The following is a 22,847-nucleotide window of genomic DNA, read 5'->3' on the forward strand; positions in this document are numbered from 1 at the left end:
CAAACGAAAAAACATCCCGCCCTATGCAAGCACAAAACGACTTACACAGGGACGAGATGTTCTCGCGGTACCACCCTGATTATAGACAAATTCGTCTATCACCTTCACATCCGATAACGCCGGAAGAGAGCGGCAGTGTTTATCTGCACTCGGGACTAGCTTCCGTTAAAGGTCTGATAAGGCTTTTCTCAGCAAAATAAAGCCTCTCTCTGAAACAGCTTTTTAACGTACTCGGGTCCGTCATTGAATTCAGTATGTAGTATGAATCGAAATTATTATAGACAACTCGACTCCTCTTGTCAATGAACGCTTCGCCTCATAAGGATATATTGCACAATGATCACCCTGATTATAGCGGCAGTTGGTACGGCTAAAATCATGCCTATTAAACCAAATAACTCTCCACCAGCAAGCAAGACTAGCATAATGACGACAGGATGCATATGAAGACTTCTCCCTACGATAATCGGGCTGAGGACGTTACTTTCTAAAAATTGCAGCACGGCAACTGTAATCAGCACAATAATAACCGATTTCACTGAGATGGTAAACGCAATAAAAACAGCGGGAATCGCGCCAATAATCGGTCCAAAATACGGAATAACATTCGTTGCGCCAATTAGCATACCAAGGACAAGCGGGTACGGGATATGAAACAGCCAGAGCACAATGGCTGCTGCACCCCCAATGAATGAACAGACAAGCAGCTGTCCTCTAATATAATTACCAAGTGATTCATCAACTGCCTTTACAAACGCATGTCCCCTCTTCCGAAATGAGGGCGGCGTCAAATACCATGCAGCCCGCTTCATCGTATTCATATCCTTCACCATATAAAAAACAAGAAAAGGGATGAGCGCTGCAACTAATGCGTAATCAAGTATTACTTTACAGCTAAGAATCATCCGCTCCGCGCCGTTCGCTGCATATGTCTCCGATTGAACAATTAAGCGGTCCAAGCGGTCGTGAAGTCCGTCTGGCCAATGGCTTGTATGATGATGAATATGTGATAAAGCGCCATTATACGTTTCCGCAAGCACAGGAATTTGTTCTGACAGCTCATTTAACTGCTTGATCATGACAGGCGCCCCTTTATAAACCGCAAGCCCAATCCCTCCAAAAAACAGGACATAAATCAATAAGAGACTTAGAGTCCTTGGTAAGCCCCTCGAGTGCAGTTTTTCCACTATCGGATAAAGCAGATAAGAAATAAAAATAGCAATGAGCAGCGGAATCAGAACTGCCTTTAACAACAAAAAAATAGGCATCCATAACTCGTCGAGCTGCAATAAAATGAGCAAGGATGCAAGGACAAGCAGAACCCCTGCAGCATATATCAGAAATTGGATCGGACGTTTCTTCACCTTTTTCACCTCTTTTCTTATTGTTTAACCATCTTCTGTAATTATCCATGTAAATAAAATTTGTCCTAACTTTGTTAAAAATGAATACACATGAAACATACAGCACCATCCAAAGTTACTAAAATGTCTCCACTGAATTCCACCATGTACAAGAGGAGGTTCTTCATGATCACATTCGAAGAAGTCAATAAGCATTATGGCCAGTTCCATGTACTGAAAGACATTAACCTACATATTCAAAAAGGTGAGGTCGTCGTGATCATCGGTCCTTCAGGATCAGGTAAAAGCACGATGCTCAGATGCATCAATCGTCTTGAAAGCATTGATGAGGGAAAGGTGCTTGTCAACGAAGTGCCTGTTCAGCATCCGAAAACCAATATCAATCTTGTCAGGCAAAATATCGGGATGGTATTTCAGCATTTTCATCTCTATCCGCATAAGACGGTGCTTGAAAACATTATGCTTGCGCCAATGAAGGTGAAAAAGGTGAGCAAGGAAGAAGCGAGGGAAACAGCCGAATTTTATTTACATAAAGTCGGTATTCCTGATAAAGCTGACGCCTACCCTTCAAAACTCTCAGGCGGACAGCAGCAGCGTGTTGCCATTGCAAGAGGGCTTGCGATGAAACCGGAGGTCATGCTGTTCGACGAACCGACATCAGCTCTTGACCCAGAGATGATCGGTGAGGTACTAGATGTGATGAAGCAGCTCGCACGAGAAGGAATGACCATGGTTGTCGTCACACATGAGATGGGATTTGCAAGAGAAGTGGCTGACCGTATTGTCTTTATTGATGAAGGCAGAGTTCTTGAAGAATCAACACCGGCTGCATTTTATGAGAAACCGCGTGAGAAACGCGCTCAGCTCTTTCTAAGCCGTATTTTAAATCACTAGGGGGAATGATTTTAATGAAAAAAATGAAACGCTTTGGCCTACTACTCTTTATGACTTGCTGTATTGCCGCATTAGCAGCTTGCGGATCTGCTGAAAAAGGCTCGACTGATGCAAAAAAAGGAAGCTCTTTAGAAACCATTCAGAAAGACAAAAAAATCATATTCGGGGTCAAGAATGATACACGTCTCTTCGGTCTAAAAAATCCTAGCAGCGGAGATATTGAGGGGTTTGATATCGATATTGCAAAAGCCATCGCAAAGGAAATGCTCGGTGATGAAGGAAAAGCAGAATTCAAAGAAGTGACATCAAAAACGAGAATTCCTCTACTGCAAAAAGGAGATATTCATGCAATCGTCGCAACCATGACGATTACCGAAGAGCGTAAAAAAGAAGTCAATTTCTCAGATGTATATTTTGAAGCAGGACAATCACTGCTTGTGAAAAAAGGAAGCGACATTCAATCAATTGATGATTTGAAGAAAGGGACGAAAGTGCTTGCAGTGAAAGGGTCTACTTCTTCTCAAAATATCCGCGAAAAAGCACCTGAAGCGTCTGTATTAGAATTTGAGAACTATCAGGAAGCTTTTACAGCTTTAAAATCAAACCAAGGGCAAGTGCTGACAACTGATAATGCGATCTTATTTGGTATGGCAGATGAGGATTCAAATTACGAAGTCGTCGGCGGCACCTTTACAGATGAGCCTTATGGCATTGCTGTCAAGAAAGCGGATAAGGAATTAACAACGGCCATTAATAAAGCCCTAAAGACATTAAAAGACAATGGGGAGTATGACAAGATTCATCAAAAATGGATCAAAGAATAATGGGTTGACTTGTTAAGAATGATTTTCTCAGGGTGAGCCGCTCATTGGCTCCCCTGTTGATCAGGAAGGAAGTGAACTGATTGCTGCGGTTTTCCATTCTCACTGAAAACTTCAATCTTTATGTAGAAGGCTTTAAATATACCATTGGCGCAAGTGTCATTGCTTTGATTGGAAGCTTTTTGATCGGTACACTCATTGCCATTATGAGGATTGCGCCACTCAGGCCGCTCAACTGGTTAGGAACGGCTTACGTGGAATTTATTCGGAATATTCCGTTATTATTGATTACATTTGTCTTCTTCTTTGGGTTACCCGTGCTAGGTATTGTAGCAGATGGCTTCACCGCTGGCACTATTGCTCTTGCCATTTATACCTCTGCCTTTATTGCTGAAGCCATTCGCGCAGGGATACAAGCTGTACCGCTTGGACAAATGGAAGCAGCCCGTGCTTCAGGTCTATCCTATAGCGGGACAATGCGGTATATCATTCTGCCGCAAGCGATTAAAATTGTCATTCCCCCTCTTGGGAATCAATTTATTAACCTTGTCAAAAACTCCTCTATTTTAGGAGTCATTGCAGGGTTTGACCTCATGTATCAAGGAGACCTCATCGCTTCTAGAACATTTGTGACATTTGATGTCTACATCTTTGTTGCCATGTTCTATCTGCTATTAACGATTCCGCTCAGTTTAGGCGTTGGTTATTTGGAAAAAAGATTAGCAAGAAGCCACTGAAAGGAGGACACATTATGGATTTTCTTGGTGCCTACCAGCCTGATCATCTCGCCTTTTTACTTGAAGGATTTGCTGTCACCTTAAAAGTGGCTTTTATCTCCATCATTTTGAGCTTTCTCATTGGATTAGTCATTGGCACGTTGCGGTTCGCTCAAATTCCGGTTTTATCAAAGATACTTGCAGTCGTCGTCGAAACCATTCGAAACTTGCCGCTCTTATTGATCATCTTTTTCACCTATTTTGCACTGCCCGAAATTGGCATTAAGCTGAGCATTACAGCCTCGGCTATCGCAGCTTTAACCGTATTTGAATCAGCAATGCTGTCAGAAATCATTCGAAGCGGTTTAAAATCAATTGATAAGGGGCAGATTGAAGCAGCCAGATCTTCTGGTTTAACTTATATCCAAACGTTAAAAATGATTATTATGCCGCAGGCTTTACGCCGAATGGTGCCGCCAATTGTCAGTCAATTCATCTCTCTTTTAAAAGATACGTCACTAGCTGTTGTCATTGCTCTTCCAGAACTACTGCATCACGCTCAAATATTAAACGGTCAGAGCCAATCTTACTTAATGCCCATTTTCCTATTAGCGGCAATGATGTATTTTGTCGTCAATTTCAGCCTATCATTACTGGCGCGCCGATTAGAATATAGGCAGGCATAAAAAAGGACATCCGCTTTTGGCACTTAGCGGATGTCTTTTTGTTTACATCATTCTCATAACGCGTTTTCTTAGCTTTTTCATATCCCGCTTTGATGGCATATCATATCGGCTTGCAAAGTGATATGCGAGTGCGCCTGCACCAAGCGTTAATAGTGAAGAAGTCATTTTACCCATTCGAAATTCCCCCTTAACACTTATAGTTGAATTGAACGTTCATCATCACTAAACAGATCATCTAAGCTGCTTAGTGTTCCGTCTTCTTCCACTTGGTGTGTAGATATTTTGCCTTTTGACAGCGTCAATTCAATAAAACAGCCCCAGCAATAATATTGATTGACCCCAATTTTTCCGATGTCTTTACATTTGCAATTTGGGCAAATGAGCATAATCAGCACCTCTTTACGTTCGGTTTAGAACAAGTGCTTCCTTTTGAACGTTGATCAAGGTTCCGGCAGCCTGAAGCTGTTTTCGAATCCCTGATAGCTCTGTAAAGAAGCCGTCCGAGAGTTCATATGCTACGATTGTGCCCGAATTTGTGCAAAAGTATACATCTTCCAAAATGCCTAAATTTTCACCGTCAGGCGACTGCATCATTTTCTTTTTTAATTTCGAAAATAAGAGGGATGGGGCGGAGGAATCCATGCCTACTCCCTCATAGCAGCTCACATATAAGCCTTTGTCTGTCAGCTGATCCCCAGCCGAGAATGGAACGAGTGCACAGTCTTTCTTTTTCCCATCTAACACATATCCTCCGCAGCTGCCTCCGGCTAATAAGCAAATATCTTTTATGGAACCAAGTGAATGAGACGTTTCACCAGCATAGATTGACATTCCTTCAAGCTCTCGACATGTTCTCAAAATGTGCTCAACCACCTTTTGCGGAACAGTCTTATCGTGTGCGTTTGCTTCAAGACTCATACGAAGAAATGGCTTCCATGAACGAAATATGCGAATTTCTTTTCATGCTAAAAAAGGCTTCCATCTGGAAGCCTTTTATTCATGCATAAAATCAAATGGAGTGATTCCCTCCATACCGATATTTGCATCATGTACGCTAAACGGCAGTTCTTTTTGAAGTGCTGCAAGCTCCGCATCCATGACCTCTCCTGTTTGCACGAGCCGCATCGTTAAGGACGTTTGTCTGAGCGAATCCTCATTGTTTTTCACGCCCCACTCCAGTGCTGATTCCTCGCCGCACAGGATTAAAAACTTTTTACTTCGTGTAATGGCTGTGTACAGCAGATTTCGCCGAAGCATTCTGTAGTAGCTTCTCAAGACTGGCAGTACAACAATGGGAAATTCACTACCTTGTGATTTATGGATGGAGCAGCAATAGGCATGTGTAAATTGATGAAAATCCTTTTTAGTAAAAGTGATTTCATTCCCATCAAAGGAGATCACAGCCATATCTTCTTTTTCCGTGTTTTCTTTCGCATAAAAAATCGAGACAATTTCTCCAATATCACCGTTAAAAATATTGTTCTCCGGCTGATTCACAAGCTGAAGCACTTTATCTCCGGTCCGGTACACCACATCACCAAACGGGATTTCTCTGCCCTTTGGTTTTTTAGGATTCAAAATGTGCTGCAGCATTTTATTGAGCTCATTAATGCCTGCTTTTCCTTTATACATGGGCGCAAGCACCTGAATGTCTTTAGCTGAATAGCCTTTTTGAGCAGCATTGCTGACGACTTTCTCAATGACTTCTTTCATTTGATCAGCTGAGCATTTTATGAAGGATCGGTCTTTTGAACGTGCGGTAATATCTTTTGGCAGGACGCCATTTTTCATATCATGTGCAAGTTCAACAATGCTGGAGCCGTCTGCCTGCCGGTAAATATCTGTGAGGGTAACAGCTGGTACGGCTTGTGATGCAATCAAGTCTCTTAACACTTGGCCTGGTCCGACAGACGGAAGCTGATGTTCATCTCCCACCATGATCACTTGGATATGGTCAGGAATGGCTTTAAACAAGTGATTCGCAAGCCAAATATCTAGCATACTTGATTCATCAATGATGACAAGCTTTCCTTCAATCGGCTGTTCTTCATCATGCGAGAAGCCCTCTGATCCGTTCCAACCAAGCAGCCGGTGAATCGTCACAGCTGGAAGCCCTGTTGATTCTGTCATTCGTTTAGCTGCTCGTCCAGTTGGCGCCGCAAGCACAAATGGAAAGGATTCATCTTTTTTGTAATCACTCGGATCAAGAGATACACCGTGAAGGTCGCTGTAAAGCTCAACAATGCCTTTAATGACAGTTGTTTTCCCAGTCCCAGGTCCGCCTGTTAAAAGCAGCATTGGGGACATGAGTGCCTTTTGAATCGCTTCCTTTTGTGTCGGCGCATACTGGACGCCCAGCCGTTCCTCGAGCTCACCAAGGGCTAGAAGGAATTCTGATTCAGGAAATTGATCTGCATATTCCGTTTGGGAGACGATTTTTTGTATACGTTTGGCGACACTTTGCTCGGCATAAAATAAGGACGGATGATAGCAGCGCTCATCTTCAATGATCATCTCTTTCCCTTCGCCAAGTGCAATGATCTGATTGGCGACGTCCATTTCCGTCACTTTGTACTCATTGCCTGTCTGATTGAGTAGCTTGCGGGTTTCGACGATCAAATCCTTTGTTTGTATGTACGTGTGACCGTCCTGAAGACTGGCTGTCTCCACTGTATAAAGCAAGGCTGCACGGATCCGCTCTGGGTCACTTCCTGAGATGCCAGTTCTAGCGCCAAGTTCATCTGCCTTAATAAAACCGATCCCTTCGACATCCTTGACAAGCTGATACGGGTTTTCTTCAATCTTCTGCAGCGTCTCACTCTCGTACACTTGATAAATCTTCATGCTGAGCTGCGGACCAAAGCCGAATTGATTGAGGCTGATCATAATTTGTTCCAATCCTTGATGCTCCTGAAGCGCTGCGGCCAGCTTATCTGCCTTCTTTTTTGATAAGCGCGGAACGTCATACAAAACCGCTGGGTCACGCATAATTTTATGAAGCGTCTGACTGCCAAGCTGTCCTACAATTTCTTCCGCTGTCTTTTTGCCTATCCCCTCAAATAAATCACTTGAGAGATAATGAATAATTCCTTGCTTTGTTGTCGGTACTTCTTTTTGAAAATGAGTTGCCTGAAACTGTTCACCAAACTTCGGGTGGCTTGTGACTTTGCCATAGAAGGTGTAAGTTTCTTCCTCATGAAGTGCTGGGAAGTAGCCTGTGACAGATGCTGTTTTTTCCTCTAAGTTTTCCGATGTTTCAATGACTTTCACCTTTAACACCGAGTATAAATTACTTTCATTATGGAAAATAACGGCTTGAACTGTTCCCTTTAAAAACGGTTCGTCCTCAAGCTTCATTTGATCTGGATGTTCCTGCACAGGTCTTCCCTCCTTCCGTCTATTCTGCTTCTTGAATCAACTTTTGCGCATGCAGTGCCAGCATATGGTCAGGCTGCACATCAATCGCTTTTCCTAACATCTCAAGTGCTTCGTCTTTTTTCTCTAAGTATGCATACGCAACCCCTAAATTATAAAAGGCATCTGCATGCTCCGGATCACGCGCAATCACCTCAGTAAAGGTTGTCACCGCTTCTTCCAGCAATTGTTCATTGGCTAAGCACATGCCAAATTGGAATCTTGCTTCATTATCATCTTCATTCAGTTCGATGGCACGCTGAAGATAAGGCATCGCAAGCTTCGGTTGCTCTAATTTGATGAGCGTTTGCCCCAGCATATAAAACAAATCACTATTTTCCATGCCCGCTTTTAGTGCTTTTTCAAAATAGTCTTTTGCTTTCATAAAGTCTTCTTTTAATGTGTATACATTTCCTGCCCCGTAATAGGCTGCAGCTGCAGCTTGATCAAGCTCAATTGCTTTTTGAAAGAAATTTAACGCACGTTCAAATTCATTGATGCTTGACAGCAAGTTCGCAAAGTTAATATATGGAACTGGGTCTTTCGGGCTTTCTTCAATGGCTTTCGTAAAAGCTTCCGCTGCTTTTTCGATGTTCCCCTGATTTAAGGCTTCTATGCCGATTTCATTATGATTCATTCGCTCTCTCATCCTTTCATTAAAAAACCTCAACAGCGACGTTGAGGTTTTGAAAACATGTTACACATACGACAGTTTTTGGCCGTCCTTAAAGACATCGTCAATTGTTCCGCCGCCCAGACATTCATCGCCATCATAAAAGACAACCGCTTGTCCTGGTGTCACAGCACGAACAGGTTCATCAAAGATGACCATCGCTTCTTGCTCACCTGTCATTTTGACCTTTACATGGTGATCTTCTTGACGGTATCTGAATTTAGCTGTGCATGTTAATTCACCGTTTTCACCGACAATATGAGGACGAGTCCAGCTGATATTGACGGCTGAAATGCTTTCAGAATATAAAAGTGGATTGTGGAAACCTTGTTCGACAAACAGGATATTTTGTTCCAAGTCTTTTCCAACGACAAACCAAGGATCACCGCTGCCGCCAATGCCTAGACCTTGGCGCTGCCCGATCGTGTAATACATCAGTCCATCGTGCTCCCCTTTGACTTCTCCGTCCATCGTCTGCATCACGCCAGGCTGTGCAGGCAAATATTGACTGAGGAACGTTTTAAAGTTTCTTTCCCCAATAAAGCAAATACCCGTTGAATCTTTTTTCGTTGCTGTTGCGAGCTCTGCTTCTTTTGCCAATTCACGAACCCTTTTTTTCTCTAAATCACCGATTGGGAACATGACTTTATCAAGCTGTTCCTGAGTCAGCTGATTTAAGAAATACGTCTGGTCTTTGTTGGCATCAAGACCTCTTAGCATTTTGACTTCATCGCCAGTTCTGTCGACGCGCGCATAGTGCCCTGTTGCTAAATAATCCGCACCGAGTGACAATGCATGCTCAAGGAACGCTTTGAACTTAATTTCTTTGTTACACATGACATCTGGGTTTGGCGTTCTGCCGGCTTTATATTCATCAAGGAAGTATTGAAACACTTTGTCCCAATATTGCTTCTCGAAATTCACTGCATAATAAGGGATTCCAATTTGGTTACACACGCGGATGACATCCTCATAATCCTCCGTTGCTGTACATACACCATTTTCATCTGTGTCATCCCAGTTTTTCATAAATATGCCGATTACATCATAGCCTTGCTCTTTTAGCATAAGAGCGGCAACTGATGAATCGACTCCTCCGGACATACCGACCACAACTCTTGTGTCTTCTGGTCTTTTTGTCATCTTCATCAACTCCATTTTCAATGAAACAGCATGTGCGTTTCGTTCTTCAGGTGCTTGGCTGTTTCATTTTTCACACACGAACAAAAGAGGGACGTTTATTTGGCTAAGCGTTTGACAACAGCTGCTATCTTGCGCGCCGCCTGCTTCACATGATCCTCTTCATTCCCAAGACCGAAGCTTATTCTGACTGAGGACGTCAGCTTGTCTGCTTCTTCGCCATACATGGCGCTTAACACGTGCGAAGGAAGGACGGATCCAGCCGTACATGCAGATCCACTTGAAACAGCAATTCCTTCCATATCCAAATTCACAAGTAACGATTCGATGGAAACGCCCGGGAAATGAACATTTAAAATATGAGGCAATGTCTCTTTCGGGTGTCCATTGATAGAGAAAGTAAGTGATTCCTCTTCGAGTACTTGCAGCATGATTTCTTTGAGCTTACCATAATGCATGGCTTTTTCTCTTCTATTTTGCTTCGTTAATTGAACAGCTTCTGCAAGTCCCACGATCCCTGCCACATTCTCAGTGCCAGCACGGCGTTTTCTTTCTTGTTCTCCTCCGAAAATTTGCGGAGAAAGTTTCACGCCTTCGTTTACATATAAAAAGCCGGTTCCCATTGGACCATTTAGCTTATGGCCAGAAGCAGATAAAAGATCAATATGAAGGTCTGCTACATCGATCGGCATTGTTCCAAACGCCTGCACGGCGTCAGTATGAAAATGAGCAGTGTGATGGTGTAAAAGCTCGCCAATGTCTTTGATGGGCTGAATCACACCTGTTTCATTGTTGCCGTACATGATGGTGACAAGAATCGTATCATCTCTTAGTGCTTGCTTTAGTTGTTCAAGATGAATCAATCCCGTTTCATCCACATCTAAATATGTCACATCAAATCCTAGCTTCTCTAGGCGTTCACATGTATGCAGCACTGCATGATGCTCTGTTTTTGCTGTGATGATATGTTTTCCTTCATGCTGCCTTGCCATCGCCACACCTGTAATGGCCAAGTTGTCTGCCTCTGTTCCTCCGCTTGTGAGGATGATCTCCTGCGGCTTACAGTGTAATTCTCCTGCAATGACTTCCCTTGCTTCATCGAGCCACTTTCTTGCCTCGCGCCCGTATGAATGAATACTAGAGGGATTGCCAAATATCTCTGTAAAGTAAGGCATCATCTTGTCCACAATCCGCTGATCCATAGGCGTTGTCGCTGCATGATCTAAATAGATACGTTCCATTTCCGGTACACCTCTGATCTAAATATAGAACATATACGCCTCTTGATCCTCGTCACCTTTATAGCTTGCCAAGTCTTCAAGAGTTGTATTGTCTAGTACGTCTTTTACTGCATCACGAATACGAATCCAAAGTGCACGTTTTGCTGGTTCTTCGTTTTCGATGACTTCGACAGGACTAATCGGTCCTTCTAATACACGAATAATATCACCCGCTGTAATCTCGCTTGGCTCATGGGCAAGCACATAACCGCCATATGCTCCGCGGATACTTTTCACAAGACGAGCATTGCGAAGTGGTGATACAAGCTGCTCTAAATAATGCTCAGACAAATTATTGTTTTGAGCAATTGATTTTAATGATGTAGGGCCTTCGCCATGTTTTTTGGCTAATTCGATCATGATCGTCAGACCATATCTGCCTTTAGTAGAAATTTTCAAGTTAAACACCTCTGCGTTTTCTATTTCTATGTCATCAATTATTTTTCTGATTTCATATACGCTTATATAGACCAAAAGCAATTATATCATACTTTTAGCCAACTTTCATTTGCGGGTTCTAAGCTCAAAATGAGGACGCATCCCTTTTCTATTTGAAGAAATTTCGGTACTCTATACAAACAAGACATTGCTTTAGGAGAGATAATCATGAAACCTTTAGCGTACCGGATGCGCCCAAGTCATATTGAAGACATCATTGGGCAGGAGCATCTCGTTGGAGAAGGTCAAATTATTAGACGAATGGTCGAGGCAAAACATTTATCCTCGATGATTTTATACGGACCGCCGGGCATCGGCAAAACATCGATTGCGACGGCGATCGCTGGCAGTACAAGCATTGCGTTTCGGACGTTGAATGCGGTCATTCATAACAAAAAGGATATGGAAGCTGTCGCCGCTGAAGCGAAAATGAGCGGCCAGGTCATCCTCATTTTAGACGAGGTTCACAGGCTTGATAAAGGAAAGCAGGATTTCCTTCTTCCTTATTTAGAAAATGGCATGATCATTTTAATTGGTGCAACGACGGCTAACCCCTATCATGCGATCAACCCCGCCATCCGAAGCCGAACACAAATATTTGAGCTGAAACCGCTTGAAACGGAGCAAATCAAAGCTGCGCTAACAAGAGCGTTACAGGATGAACATCGCGGACTTGGCGGTTATGAGGTGACAGTGGACGATGATGCGATGAATCATTTTGCCAATGGATGCGGCGGAGACGTACGCTCTGCTTTAAATGCGTTAGAACTAGCTGTCTTATCGACAAAAGCAGATGGGGCTGGGCATATAATGATCACTCTTGCCGCAGCAGAAGAATGTTTACAAAAAAAGAGCTTCTCACATGATAAGAATGGTGATGCTCATTATGATGTCCTCTCGGCTTTTCAAAAATCCATTAGAGGATCTGACGCAGATGCGGCGCTGCATTACCTTGCCAGACTGATTGAAGCAGGAGACCTTGAAAGCATTTCAAGGAGATTACTCGTAATGGCTTACGAAGATATTGGCTTAGCTAGTCCGCAGGCAGGCCCTCGTGTGTTAAGCGCTGTTCAAACAGCAGAAAGAGTCGGCTTCCCGGAAGCACGAATTCCGCTGGCCAACGCAGTCATTGAACTGTGTCTTTCTCCTAAATCCAACTCAGCATATAAGGCGATCGATGCGGCACTAGGTGACATTCGTTCAGGGAAAATTGGTGAAATCCCTGTTCATTTAAAGGATGCTCACTATAAAGGAGCTACCGCTCTCGGCAGAGGTGTGGATTACTTATACCCTCACGATTATGAAAACGGCTGGGTGAAGCAGCAGTACTTACCTGATCCGCTGAAAAACAAGCAATACTATGAACCGAAGCAAACAGGTAAATTTGAAGGCGCACTAAAACAAGTATATGAGAATTTAAAACGCCAAAAATAAAAAAAGCCCCCTGCGTTATAGCAGGTGGGCTGTCAGATTGTTGACAAAGGGCTAAAATGATCTTGATTTTAGCCCTTTGTCTTCTTTTCAGCGTGATAGCAGGTGGGCTGTTTATTTATCCTTCACACGTGTAATTGGAATATCTTTCAAAAGCTGCATAATGACATGACCACCCATGATCAGTCCTGCAACAGACGGGACGAAGGCATTGGATGATGGCGGCATTTGTGCCTTGCGAATCTTCGCTTCATCATTTCCAACTTCTTTTCTAACATCTTCGCGAATCACAATCGGACTTTCATCAGAGAAAATGACTTCAATTCCTTTACGAATCCCTTCTTTGCGCAGACGCGTTCTTACGACTTTTGCAATTGGATCGGTATGTGTTTTTGAAATGTCATCAATTTTGAAGCGGGTCGGATCTGTTTTGTTTGCAGCTCCCATACTCGAAATGATGTTCACGTTGCGTTTTAGACACTCTTTCATTAAATGAATTTTATAGTGAATCGTATCTGACGCATCGATGACATAATCAAGTGGATATTCAAAAAATTGCTCATAGGTTTCCTCTGTATAAAATATCTTGAGCGCAACAACTTCACATTCTGGATTAATATCAGCGATTCTCGCCTGCATTAAGTCAACCTTTGGTTGTCCAACTGTTGAAAGCAATGCTGGCAGCTGACGGTTTACATTTGTAATATCAATATCATCTTTATCAACAAGAACAATACGGCCAACGCCTGAACGAGCGAGTGCCTCAACTGCAAATGAACCAACGCCGCCCACACCAAGCACTGCAACTGTACTGTTTTTTAATATATCTAAGCCTTCCTTGCCAATGGCAAGCTCGTTTCTTGAAAACTGATGTAACAAGTGCCTCACTCCACCTTTATTTAAAATGAATCGAAAGAATCATATCATATTCAACCTTCTTCGTCATCCTTCTGAAAAAGAAAAAAACACAAAAAAGTCCCGACAACGCCGCCAGCTTTTCCTTCGTTTTGAACCCCGCACCATGCAGGTGGGTGCTTTCTTCCTGACTTTATAAGTCCTCAAAAGAGGCATTTATGCAGAAAGGAAAGGCAAGCTCCCGTATAAAAAAATGTTCGGTCAAAACTAGGTAACCACCGTACGTATCAGGACTTTATTTATTGATTGAAGAAAGCATATCATAGGCATGCCGCTTTTTCAAGCGTTTACATGCCTATATCCATGCGTCTATTTTACTGTTTTACTTTTGTTTTAATGGCTAAACTTAACTCATCCAGCTGCGCCTCGCTCACATGACCTGGTGCATCTGTTAGCACGCAGCTCGCACTTGCTGTTTTCGGAAATGCAATCGTGTCTCTTAAGTTAGAGCGGCCGGCAAGCAGCATCACTAAGCGGTCAAGACCAAGTGCGATTCCGCCGTGCGGAGGAACACCATGCTCAAAAGCATCTAGAAGGAAGCCGAATTGTTCATAAGCCTCTTCTTTTGAAAACCCAAGTAAGCTAAACATTTTTTCTTGAATATCCTTTTCGAAAATACGAATCGAACCTCCGCCAAGCTCATAGCCATTTAGGACAAGATCGTAAGCCTGTGCTTTCATGTCTTCTGGGCTTGTCTCAATTAATTCAAGATCGTCGCGCACTGGCATTGTGAAAGGATGATGGGCAGCATAGAAGCGGCCTTCTTCTTCATCTTTTTCAAGCAGCGGCCAATCAACAACCCATAAGAAGTTGAAAAGAGACTCATCGATGAGCCCAAGCTCTTTACCGAGTTTTAGGCGAAGGGCACCAAGTGCGTCATGGACAACAGACGTCTTATCTGCAACAAAAAGTAGAAGGTCGCCTTCTTCAACTTGCAGCTCTTCTTTTAATTCTGCTTGCTTTGTTTCGTCAAAGAATTTAGCAATCGGTCCTTTTAATTCTGTCCCTTCTGCTTTAAGCCAAGCTAGACCTTTTGCACCGTAGTTCGCTGCAAATGCACCAAGGGCATCAATGTCTTTTCTTGAGTAGTTCGCTGCTGCTCCTTTGACATTGATGGCTTTCACAGCTCCACCATTTTTCACAGCTCCGCTAAAGACTTTGAAATCAGAGTCTTTTACCGTGTCTGAGATGTTAACAAGCTTCATCTCAAAACGTGTATCTGGTTTATCAGAACCATAAGAATTCATCGCTTCATCATATGTCATACGAGGTAATGGCAATGTCAGATCTACACCTTTGACATCTTTCATCACCTTTGCCATCATCTCTTCAGCAAGCGTCATAATGTCCTCTTGACTCATAAAGGACATTTCGATATCGACTTGTGTGAATTCCGGCTGACGGTCAGCACGCAAGTCTTCATCCCTAAAGCAGCGCGCAATTTGATAGTAACGATCCATTCCTGAAACCATTAGCAATTGTTTAAATAATTGCGGGGACTGAGGCAATGCATAGAACTCTCCTTCGTGTACACGGCTTGGAACAAGATAGTCACGTGCACCCTCTGGCGTACTTTTTGTTAAAATCGGTGTTTCAATATCTAGGAAGCCGTTATCATCTAGGAAATGGCGGAATGCTCTAGTGACTTCATGTCGCATTTTCATCGTTTCAAACATAGCAGGACGGCGAAGGTCTAAGTAACGGTATTTAAGGCGCACATCTTCTGATACCTCATCCGCTTGATCTGAAATCACAAAAGGAGGAGTCTTTGCTTCATTTAACACGCTGACCGTTTCGACTTGTATTTCAATTTTCCCTGTTTTTAAATTTGGATTGATTGTTGCTTCTTCTCTTGCCACAACCGTTCCTTTAATATCAAGGACATATTCATTACGAATCGATTCTGCTGTCTCAAGCGCCTCTTTTGAAAGGTCTGGATTGAAAACAGCTTGTACAATTCCTGTACGGTCACGCAGATCAATAAAGATTAATCCGCCAAGGTCACGTCTTTTTTGAACCCATCCTTTTAATACAACGGTTTGACCGATTTGGTCTTCTGTTACTTCTCCACAATAAAAAGTTCTACCAAACACAAACATTCCACTCCTTCTTTACGCCTTCTTGTGGGCCTTCATCATTTGAATCAGCTCATCAAGCTTCACTTCAATTTGTTCACCCGTTGTCGTATCTTTTACATTCACAATGTGCTGCGCGAGCTCATCTTCACCCAGGACAGCAATAAACTTGGCTTTTAATCGATCAGCCGCTTTAAATTGTCCTTTTAATTTCTTCCCTGTATAGTCCATTTCACTTGAAATGCCTTCTTTTCTCAGACGATTTAATAATGCAACAGCGTAATCTTTCGCATCATCACCGAGTGCAGCAATGTATAGATCAATGCCATCTTGCAGTGGAAGATCAATCCCTTCAGCATCGATTGCTGATAGGAAGCGCTCAATACTCATAGCAAAACCGATTCCTGGTGATTCAGGACCGCCAATTCCTTCAACAAGTCCATCATATCGGCCTCCGCCGGCTAATGTGGTAATTGCACCAAAGCCTTCAGCATTGCTCATGATCTCAAATGCTGTGTGATTGTAGTAATCAAGACCACGCACTAAGTTCGGATCGACGACATATTCAACGCCTATATCTGTTAAGTATTGTTTGACCTTTTCAAAATAAGTCCGTGATTCATCATTTAAGTAATCTTGAATGGATGGAGCTGTTGCCATCAATTCGTGGTCACGATCCTTTTTACAATCAAGAATTCGAAGCGGATTTTGATGTAAACGAGTTTGACAGTCATGACAGAATTCATCGATTCTTGGTTCAAAGTGCTTAACAAGTGCCTCGCGGTAGTCTGCACGGCTCTCTTTGTCACCAAGGCTGTTAATGACGAGCTTTAAGTTAGAAAGACCTGCTTTCTCATAAACACTCATCGCAAGGGATATCACTTCTGCATCAATGGCTGGATCCTTTGAACCGATCGCTTCAATTCCAAACTGATAAAATTGACGATATCTTCCCGTTTGCGGTCGTTCATAGCGGAACATCGGTCCGATGTAATACAGCTTTGTCGGCTGCGCCGGCTGTGCAAATAATTTATTTTCAACATAAGAACGTACGGTTGATGCCGTTCCCTCTGGACGAAGGGTGATGCTGCGTCCCTTTTTATCTTCAAATGTATACATCTCTTTTTGAACGATATCGGTTGATTCGCCTACTCCCCGTGCAAACAGCTCTGTATGCTCAAAAATCGGTGTGCGGATTTCTTTGTATTGAAAGGCTGCACATGTATCTCTTGCAATTTGTTCAACATACTGCCAGCGTTCTGACTCTCCAGGTAAAATATCCTGTGTGCCTCTTGGAATATTAAAACTCATTTTTCGTCCTCCTACGACCATCATTCATTTTTTATGTGGACATATAAAAAACCCCCGCCTCTACTATGTGTATAGTAGGGACGAGAGTTATACCCGTGGTGCCACCCTAGTTGGAACATAATCTAGCCATGTTCCCGCTCAAATCCTTAACGCAGATTCACGTTCTCCGCCTATTGACTCATTTTTAGAGCGTTCAGCAGGAAACCTACAGAGTGTTCTTTCGTGATAAATGCCATGCGGATTCGCTTTCAGCCTAAGGCGATTCCTCTCTGCTCACGCAATTTACCCTACTATTCTCTATCATCAGTTCCACATTTTAAATTTTCAAGTGTGTTGATTTATATTATAATAAGGTCGGTGCTGCCACTCTGTCAACCCTTGCCGTGCCTCTTTTTCTTTTCCAGCTCTTCTTTTGACGTACATCCGTATTCAGATGCGGTTTCTTCTAAGAAGCCTGGTTGATCCATTTCGTCGTGCTGCCAGCGATCGATATCACGATGTCCATTATATTGCACTCGTCCTAATTTTCTGCTTAATCTCATGTTTGTACATCCTTTTATCACGTTTTTATTTAGTATAAACAGATTGATTCATTTTTATTAGGAAACTGCAAGGAATTAGTCCATTACATAACGAATTTACATTCATCGGTTTTACAAGGGAGGGGAAAACACCGTTTTGAATCTAAAAAAACACAATCAAATCATGATGCTTCTTACCTGTTTTGTTCTCATCGCAAGTACTTTGCCTATGACACATGCTACAGCACAAACAGATCAAGCTGTGGTCGCTACAGATGAAATCAATGTGAGAACAGGTCCTGGCTTAAGCTATGGAATCGCAGCTGTTGTGGAGCGCGGAGAAAGCTATCCCATTCTCACGAAACAAGGAGAATGGGTGCAGATCGGGCTATCTAACGGCCAAAAAGGCTGGGTCGTCTCATGGCTGATTACAACATCATCTGGCGGCCAAAAGTCTGCTAAGCCAAAGACGCAAAATCAAAGCTCAGCAGAGAGCAGTTCCATTACATCGACAGCCTCCGATCTTCGCATACGGACAGGCCCTGGGACGTCCTATCAAGTCGTCGGAACTTTCCCGCAAGGCGCTTCCGCTAAAAAGCTGCAGACAAGCGGCGAATGGACAAAAATTTCGTATAAACAAGCAGTAGGCTGGGTTCACTCTGATTATGTGTCAGGCGGCCAAAAAGCTTCTCAATCAAGCGCTGGCGAGTCCTCTCGCTCTAAACAGACAGGCACAGTTGGCGTATCAAGCTTAAATGTAAGGCAATCGGCGGCACCTAATGCACAAGTCGTCGCTTCACTTGCCCGCAACACACAGATCACCATTTTGCGCGAGCAGAACGGCTGGTATGAAATTGAGGCAAAAGGCGTGAAAGGCTGGGCAGCAAGCTATTATATCGTCACAAGCAATGGAGCGAGTTCGGCGGGTGAAAAGAATTCATCTTCTTCGGCTTCCCAAAAGAAAGCGTACATTGTCTACGATGGCACCAACATTCGAAAAAGCGCTTCTACCTCTGCTCAGATTGCAGAAAGAGCCACAAAAGGCGCTGCCTATCAAATTGTTCGCACGCAAGGTGACTGGTACGAGGTGACATTATCAAACGGCGGAACTGGTTATGTGGCAAGCTGGGTCGTTCAAACGAATAAAAATAGCAGCGAGGCACCAAGACCACAGCAGGATTCATCGTCAGGAACTGGTTCTTTAAAAGGAAAAACGATTGTTCTTGATCCAGGTCATGGCGGAAAAGACAGCGGCACGATTGGCGCAGATGGAGCCTTTGAGAAGAACATTACCATCAAAACCGCCAATTTACTGGCAAGCAAATTAAGGGCTTCTGGAGCAAATGTTTATTTAACAAGAAGTGAAGATACTTTTATCAGCCTTCAATCGAGGGTCGCGACATCTCATTACAGAAATGCAGATGCATTTATTAGTCTTCATTATGATAGTTTTATGGACCCAAGCGTCAGAGGAAGTACAGCGTATTATTATCAAGCAGCAAAAGACCAGCAATTAGCGACAAATGTTCATACAGAAGTTGCTAAACGCTCTCAAATCCCTGATAAGGGTGTCAAATTCGGAGATTATTTTGTGTTAAGAGAAAACAAACGTCCTTCTCTTTTATATGAACTCGGCTATTTAAGCAATCCTCAGGAGGAAGCCATCATTTATAGCGCCTCTTACCAAGAACGAGTCACAGAAGGAATGACAGAAGGATTAAAACAATATTTCCGCTAAAAGAAAGAGGCCGCTGTGCCTCTTTTTTGTTTGATTGCAGAAGAAAAAGACTCTAAACAAACTCCTGCAAGAGTCTATCTACAGTCTAAATTGAATCTATTCTTTACTATCCATCCAGATGGTGACAGGCCCTGAGTTGGTCAATGACACATCCATCATCGCGCCAAAGCGGCCAGTTTCTACATGAATACCTTTTTCTCTAAGGGCTTTATTGAAACATTCGTAAAGGGCGTTCGCAGCATCTGGCTTGGCTGCTTTCATAAAATTTGGCCTTCTGCCCTTTCTTGTATCACCATAAAGGGTAAACTGAGATACAGACAGCACGCTTCCTTTTACATCCAATAACGAATGATTCATTTTCCCGTTTTCATCTTCAAAAATACGTAAATGTGCAAGCTTATCAGCTAAATAAAGCACATCTTCTTCTGTATCTTCGTGTGTGACACCAACGAGTACCATATATCCTTCATTGATGGCACCTGTGATCTCTTCTTCTACCTTCACAGATGCACTTGTCACACGCTGCACAACAAGCCTCATAGACGATATACTTCCTTTCTAATTCATGAATCGGCGAACAGAGTAAATGTCTTTGATTTGTTTAATGCGTTCTACCACTTTGTGCAAATGGTTAATATTTTGGATAAAGATCGCCATATGGATCGTCGCCACTTTGTTACGATCAGACTTACCAGAAACCGACGAGATGTTCGTTTTGGTTTCGTTGACTGCTTGAAGCACCTCATTAAGTAAGCCGCGTCTGTCATATCCTAATATTTCAATTTCCACATTGTATTCTTTACGGTTTCGAGCAGGCTGTTCATGCTCCCACTCAACCGGAATTAACCGTTCCTGCGCTTCTCCTGTCTTCACGTTCGGACAGTCATCACGGTGAACAGATACGCCTCGGCCTTTCGTAATAAAACCAACAATGCTATCACCTGGAACAGGATTACAGCACTTAGATAAGCGGACAAGCAGGTTATCTATCCCTTTGACTCTTACCCCTGCTTCTCGTTTCTTCCCGTGATATGTCTTTGGCTCTACAGTCACTTCTTGAACCGTTTTTTCTTGTTCTTCTTGATCTCTTTGTTTTCTTTCTTTTTCAGTTAAACGATTGGCGACTTGGAGTGCAGTAATTCCGTTATAACCAACCGCTGCATACATGTCCTCTTCGTTTGAAAAATTAAATTTGTCAGCCACTTTTTGCAGGTTTTCAGCTGTCAGAATGTCTTTGACATCAAACTCAAGGTTTTTGATTTCTTTCTCCACGAGTTCTCGGCCTTTTTCGACATTTTCTTCACGGCGCTGTTTTTTGAAAAACTGTCTGATCTTGTGCTTCGCTTGGGAGGTTTGGGCAAGTTTGACCCAATCCTGACTTGGCCCATAGCTGTGCTTTGATGTCAGAATTTCAATAATGTCACCTGTTTTCAATTTATGATCGAGCGTGACCATCTTTCCGTTGACCTTCGCACCGATCGTTTTGTTCCCGATTTCCGAATGAATCCGGTAAGAAAAGTCAATCGGAACAGAACCCGATGGCAGTTCAATGACATCTCCTTTTGGTGTAAAGACAAACACCATATCAGAGAAGAGATCAATTTTTAACGATTCCATAAATTCTTCTGCATCTGTCGATTCATTTTGGAATTCAAGGATTTCTCTAAACCAAGAGAGCTTCTTCTGGAAAACAGCTTCCTCCGTTGATTCTGCTGACTCTTTTCCTTCTTTATATGCCCAGTGCGCAGCAATTCCGTACTCTGCGATTTCATGCATTTCCACTGTACGGATCTGAACTTCAAGCGGGTCACCTTTTGGTCCAATCACTGTTGTATGAAGCGATTGGTACATGTTCGGCTTTGGCATTGCAATATAATCCTTAAACCTGCCTGGCATCGGCTTCCAGCAAGTATGGATAATCCCAAGCACGGCATAGCAGTCTTTAATGCTGTCAACCAAAATACGGACGGCCAGCAGATCATAAATTTCATTAAACTGCTTATTTTGCAGGACCATTTTGCGATAAATACTATAAATATGCTTTGGTCTTCCGGAAAATTCAGCCTTGATGTTTACCTCTGACACACGATCTTTTACTTCATTGACAACCTCGTCTAAGTATTCCTCACGTTCCGCTCGTTTACGCTTCATGAGATTCACGATCCGGTAATATTGCTGCGGATTTAAGTAACGGAGCGCTGTATCTTCAAGCTCCCACTTAATCTTTGAAATCCCTAATCTGTGCGCAAGCGGTGCAAAGATTTCAAGGGTTTCATTTGAAATTCTACGCTGCTTTTCCTGCGGAAGGTGTTTGAGCGTTCTCATATTGTGCAGACGGTCTGCCAGTTTAATCAAGATGACGCGTATATCCTGCGCCATTGCCACAAACATTTTTCGATGGTTTTCGGCCTGCTGTTCTTCTTGTGATTTATATTTAATCTTCCCGAGCTTTGTTACACCATCAACAAGCATCGCAACTTCTTCGTTAAAATGCTCTTTTAAATCCTGTAATGTCACATCTGTATCCTCGACAACATCGTGCAGGAAACCGCCTGCAATGGTTGATGGGTCCATTTCAAGGTCAACAAGAATCCCCGCCACTTGAATTGGATGGATAATATAAGGCTCACCAGATTTCCGGTATTGCTCCTTATGTGCATTTTCAGCATATTCATATGCTCGCTCTATAAATTGAATATGTTCAGCGGACAGGTATTCTCTTGCCTTGTCAATGACCTGCTGCGCCGTTAAAACTTGTTCGTTCGCCATGGAATCACCTTTTTAAATGAAAACTGTATTGTAGTTTATTATCAAGAAAAATTCGATAGATGTAAAGAGAAGAAGTCCGCTAAAAGATTTTTGATAGGAAAAAAGCACCCTTCTTACCGAGTGCTTTTTGCGTAAAACTCCATTAGTATTGCATTAACGTCAAGATGTCGTAACCGTCAAGCTTCTTTCTGCCGTCCAGGTACGTTAGCTCAATCAAGAATGCAATTCCTGCCACAACGCCGCCCAATTCCTCTACAAGCTTGATGGACGCTTCGATTGTTCCACCAGTTGCAAGTAAGTCATCTGTAATCAATACACGCTGACCAGGACGAATCGCATCTTTATGAATCGTTAATACATCCTTCCCATATTCTAAGCCGTATTCGACTTTAACGACTTCACGAGGAAGCTTTCCTTCTTTACGAACCGGTGCAAAGCCTACACCAAGTGCGTATGCTACAGGACAGCCAATAATGAATCCACGCGCTTCAGGTCCAACAATAAGATCAATGTCTCTTTCCTTCGCGTATTCAACGATTTGATCCGTTGCATAACGGTACACTTCGCCTTTATCCATTAACGTTGTAATATCTTTAAATTGTACACCTTCCTTTGGGTAGTCAGGTACAACTGTCACATATTGTTTTAAATCCATCTTTTC

At 42.9% G+C, this 22,847-nt stretch carries 22 protein-coding genes, 1 other RNA gene and 2 other annotated features; of the genes, 6 read left to right on the forward strand and 17 right to left on the reverse strand.

Features of this window, described 5'->3' with window-relative positions:
- Nucleotides 1-44: 44 nt before the first annotated feature.
- Nucleotides 45-253: a binding site (T-box leader), on the reverse strand.
- Nucleotides 254-299: 46 nt separating this feature from the next.
- Nucleotides 300-1,364, reverse strand: a complete 1,065-nt coding sequence (locus tag MHI16_RS12350) for an AI-2E family transporter (protein ID WP_058014575.1) — start codon at nt 1,362-1,364, stop codon at nt 300-302.
- Between the two features lie 165 nt (nt 1,365-1,529).
- On the opposite strand from MHI16_RS12350, the gene MHI16_RS12355 reads away from it, so the two are divergent.
- The 4 genes from MHI16_RS12355 to MHI16_RS12370 all read left to right on the forward strand — a co-directional run bounded on the left by MHI16_RS12355 (nt 1,530) and on the right by MHI16_RS12370 (nt 4,481).
- A complete protein-coding gene (locus MHI16_RS12355) occupies nt 1,530-2,258 on the forward strand; it encodes an amino acid ABC transporter ATP-binding protein (protein ID WP_058014574.1) in 729 nt (242 codons plus the stop codon).
- A 14-nt stretch (nt 2,259-2,272) separates the two neighbouring features.
- A complete protein-coding gene (locus MHI16_RS12360) occupies nt 2,273-3,082 on the forward strand; it encodes a transporter substrate-binding domain-containing protein (protein WP_058014573.1) in 810 nt (269 codons plus the stop codon).
- An 80-nt stretch (nt 3,083-3,162) separates the two neighbouring features.
- Nucleotides 3,163-3,816, forward strand: coding sequence for an amino acid ABC transporter permease (locus MHI16_RS12365; RefSeq protein ID WP_058014572.1), 654 nt, complete (start codon nt 3,163-3,165; stop codon nt 3,814-3,816).
- 14 nt (nt 3,817-3,830) lie between these two features.
- The gene (locus MHI16_RS12370; protein ID WP_058014571.1) at nt 3,831-4,481 is read left to right on the forward strand and encodes an amino acid ABC transporter permease; all 651 of its coding nucleotides are present in this window, start codon (nt 3,831-3,833) and stop codon (nt 4,479-4,481) included.
- 42 nt (nt 4,482-4,523) lie between these two features.
- Here MHI16_RS12370 and MHI16_RS12375 read toward each other — a convergent pair whose 3' ends face one another.
- From MHI16_RS12375 to MHI16_RS12410, 8 genes are all read right to left on the reverse strand, one after another.
- Nucleotides 4,524-4,655, reverse strand: a complete 132-nt coding sequence (locus tag MHI16_RS12375; protein WP_003216198.1) for a YrzQ family protein — start codon at nt 4,653-4,655, stop codon at nt 4,524-4,526.
- Between the two features lie 20 nt (nt 4,656-4,675).
- Entirely contained in the window at nt 4,676-4,867 is a 192-nt protein-coding gene (locus tag MHI16_RS12380; protein WP_003216308.1) for a hypothetical protein, read from the reverse strand.
- 13 nt (nt 4,868-4,880) lie between these two features.
- The gene (locus MHI16_RS12385) at nt 4,881-5,339 is read right to left on the reverse strand and encodes a prc-barrel domain-containing protein (RefSeq protein ID WP_235567039.1); all 459 of its coding nucleotides are present in this window, start codon (nt 5,337-5,339) and stop codon (nt 4,881-4,883) included.
- 135 nt (nt 5,340-5,474) lie between these two features.
- Nucleotides 5,475-7,859 carry an ATP-dependent RecD-like DNA helicase gene (locus MHI16_RS12390; protein ID WP_268466251.1) on the reverse strand — a complete coding sequence of 795 codons (2,385 nt, stop codon included), beginning with the start codon at nt 7,857-7,859 and terminating at the stop codon, nt 5,475-5,477.
- Nucleotides 7,860-7,878: 19 nt separating this feature from the next.
- A complete protein-coding gene (locus MHI16_RS12395) occupies nt 7,879-8,532 on the reverse strand; it encodes a tetratricopeptide repeat protein (protein WP_058014569.1) in 654 nt (217 codons plus the stop codon).
- A gap of 60 nt (nt 8,533-8,592) precedes the next feature.
- Nucleotides 8,593-9,711: a tRNA 2-thiouridine(34) synthase MnmA gene (mnmA, locus tag MHI16_RS12400; RefSeq protein WP_003216305.1), complete on the reverse strand. Its 1,119-nt coding sequence runs from the start codon at nt 9,709-9,711 to the stop codon at nt 8,593-8,595.
- A gap of 95 nt (nt 9,712-9,806) precedes the next feature.
- On the reverse strand, nt 9,807-10,949 hold the full coding sequence (locus MHI16_RS12405; protein WP_058014568.1) for a cysteine desulfurase family protein: 1,143 nt from the start codon (nt 10,947-10,949) through the stop codon (nt 9,807-9,809).
- A gap of 18 nt (nt 10,950-10,967) precedes the next feature.
- Nucleotides 10,968-11,387, reverse strand: a complete 420-nt coding sequence (locus MHI16_RS12410; protein WP_058014567.1) for an Rrf2 family transcriptional regulator — start codon at nt 11,385-11,387, stop codon at nt 10,968-10,970.
- A 207-nt stretch (nt 11,388-11,594) separates the two neighbouring features.
- Here MHI16_RS12410 and MHI16_RS12415 point away from each other — a divergent pair, with 207 nt between their 5' ends.
- Complete coding sequence (locus MHI16_RS12415; RefSeq protein ID WP_058014566.1) at nt 11,595-12,860, forward strand: replication-associated recombination protein A; 1,266 nt, start codon at nt 11,595-11,597, stop codon at nt 12,858-12,860.
- Between the two features lie 111 nt (nt 12,861-12,971).
- On the opposite strand, the gene MHI16_RS12420 is transcribed toward MHI16_RS12415, so the two are convergent.
- From MHI16_RS12420 to MHI16_RS12440, 5 genes are all read right to left on the reverse strand, one after another.
- Nucleotides 12,972-13,736, reverse strand: a complete 765-nt coding sequence (locus tag MHI16_RS12420) for a tRNA threonylcarbamoyladenosine dehydratase (RefSeq protein ID WP_058014565.1) — start codon at nt 13,734-13,736, stop codon at nt 12,972-12,974.
- Nucleotides 13,737-13,828: 92 nt separating this feature from the next.
- Nucleotides 13,829-14,009, reverse strand: a non-coding RNA gene (gene ssrS / locus MHI16_RS12425) — 6S RNA.
- 77 nt (nt 14,010-14,086) lie between these two features.
- Entirely contained in the window at nt 14,087-15,865 is a 1,779-nt protein-coding gene (gene aspS / locus MHI16_RS12430) for an aspartate--tRNA ligase (protein ID WP_152982318.1), read from the reverse strand.
- An 18-nt stretch (nt 15,866-15,883) separates the two neighbouring features.
- Nucleotides 15,884-17,158, reverse strand: coding sequence for a histidine--tRNA ligase (hisS, locus tag MHI16_RS12435; protein WP_058014563.1), 1,275 nt, complete (start codon nt 17,156-17,158; stop codon nt 15,884-15,886).
- A 73-nt stretch (nt 17,159-17,231) separates the two neighbouring features.
- Nucleotides 17,232-17,471: a binding site (T-box leader), on the reverse strand.
- Between the two features lie 58 nt (nt 17,472-17,529).
- Entirely contained in the window at nt 17,530-17,700 is a 171-nt protein-coding gene (locus MHI16_RS12440; protein ID WP_003216250.1) for a YrzK family protein, read from the reverse strand.
- 136 nt (nt 17,701-17,836) lie between these two features.
- Here MHI16_RS12440 and MHI16_RS12445 point away from each other — a divergent pair, with 136 nt between their 5' ends.
- The gene (locus tag MHI16_RS12445) at nt 17,837-19,417 is read left to right on the forward strand and encodes an N-acetylmuramoyl-L-alanine amidase (protein ID WP_058014562.1); all 1,581 of its coding nucleotides are present in this window, start codon (nt 17,837-17,839) and stop codon (nt 19,415-19,417) included.
- Nucleotides 19,418-19,513: 96 nt separating this feature from the next.
- Here the strand turns inward: MHI16_RS12445 and dtd are convergent, their stop codons facing one another.
- The 3 genes from dtd to MHI16_RS12460 all read right to left on the reverse strand — a co-directional run bounded on the left by dtd (nt 19,514) and on the right by MHI16_RS12460 (nt 22,841).
- On the reverse strand, nt 19,514-19,957 hold the full coding sequence (gene dtd / locus MHI16_RS12450) for a D-aminoacyl-tRNA deacylase (RefSeq protein WP_058014561.1): 444 nt from the start codon (nt 19,955-19,957) through the stop codon (nt 19,514-19,516).
- An 18-nt stretch (nt 19,958-19,975) separates the two neighbouring features.
- Nucleotides 19,976-22,186 (reverse strand): bifunctional (p)ppGpp synthetase/guanosine-3',5'-bis(diphosphate) 3'-pyrophosphohydrolase, encoded by a 2,211-nt coding sequence (locus tag MHI16_RS12455; protein WP_012010732.1) that lies wholly within the window; start codon nt 22,184-22,186, stop codon nt 19,976-19,978.
- Nucleotides 22,187-22,328: 142 nt separating this feature from the next.
- Nucleotides 22,329-22,841, reverse strand: coding sequence for an adenine phosphoribosyltransferase (locus tag MHI16_RS12460; protein WP_003216770.1), 513 nt, complete (start codon nt 22,839-22,841; stop codon nt 22,329-22,331).
- Nucleotides 22,842-22,847 lie beyond the last annotated feature (6 nt).

It is taken from the genome of Bacillus sp. FSL K6-0923 (assembly GCF_038630825.1).
Lineage (GTDB): Bacteria > Bacillota > Bacilli > Bacillales > Bacillaceae > Bacillus > Bacillus pumilus.

Excerpts from the sequence above, each read along its gene's own strand:
- MHI16_RS12460 (WP_003216770.1), bottom strand. The coding sequence starts at position 22,841 with ATGGATTTAAAACAATATGTGACAGTTGTACCTGACTACCCAAAGGAA.
- MHI16_RS12455 (WP_012010732.1), bottom strand. The coding sequence starts at position 22,186 with ATGGCGAACGAACAAGTTTTAACGGCGCAGCAGGTCATTGACAAGGCA.
- MHI16_RS12355 (WP_058014574.1), top strand. The coding sequence starts at position 1,530 with ATGATCACATTCGAAGAAGTCAATAAGCATTATGGCCAGTTCCATGTA.
- MHI16_RS12370 (WP_058014571.1), top strand. The coding sequence starts at position 3,831 with ATGGATTTTCTTGGTGCCTACCAGCCTGATCATCTCGCCTTTTTACTT.
- MHI16_RS12440 (WP_003216250.1), bottom strand. The coding sequence starts at position 17,700 with ATGAGATTAAGCAGAAAATTAGGACGAGTGCAATATAATGGACATCGT.
- MHI16_RS12360 (WP_058014573.1), top strand. The coding sequence starts at position 2,273 with ATGAAAAAAATGAAACGCTTTGGCCTACTACTCTTTATGACTTGCTGT.
- MHI16_RS12405 (WP_058014568.1), bottom strand. The coding sequence starts at position 10,949 with ATGGAACGTATCTATTTAGATCATGCAGCGACAACGCCTATGGATCAG.
- dtd (WP_058014561.1), bottom strand. The coding sequence starts at position 19,957 with ATGAGGCTTGTTGTGCAGCGTGTGACAAGTGCATCTGTGAAGGTAGAA.
- mnmA (WP_003216305.1), bottom strand. The coding sequence starts at position 9,711 with ATGACAAAAAGACCAGAAGACACAAGAGTTGTGGTCGGTATGTCCGGA.
- MHI16_RS12395 (WP_058014569.1), bottom strand. The coding sequence starts at position 8,532 with ATGAATCATAATGAAATCGGCATAGAAGCCTTAAATCAGGGGAACATC.
- MHI16_RS12375 (WP_003216198.1), bottom strand. The coding sequence starts at position 4,655 with ATGGGTAAAATGACTTCTTCACTATTAACGCTTGGTGCAGGCGCACTC.
- MHI16_RS12415 (WP_058014566.1), top strand. The coding sequence starts at position 11,595 with ATGAAACCTTTAGCGTACCGGATGCGCCCAAGTCATATTGAAGACATC.
- hisS (WP_058014563.1), bottom strand. The coding sequence starts at position 17,158 with ATGAGTTTTAATATTCCAAGAGGCACACAGGATATTTTACCTGGAGAG.
- MHI16_RS12380 (WP_003216308.1), bottom strand. The coding sequence starts at position 4,867 with ATGCTCATTTGCCCAAATTGCAAATGTAAAGACATCGGAAAAATTGGG.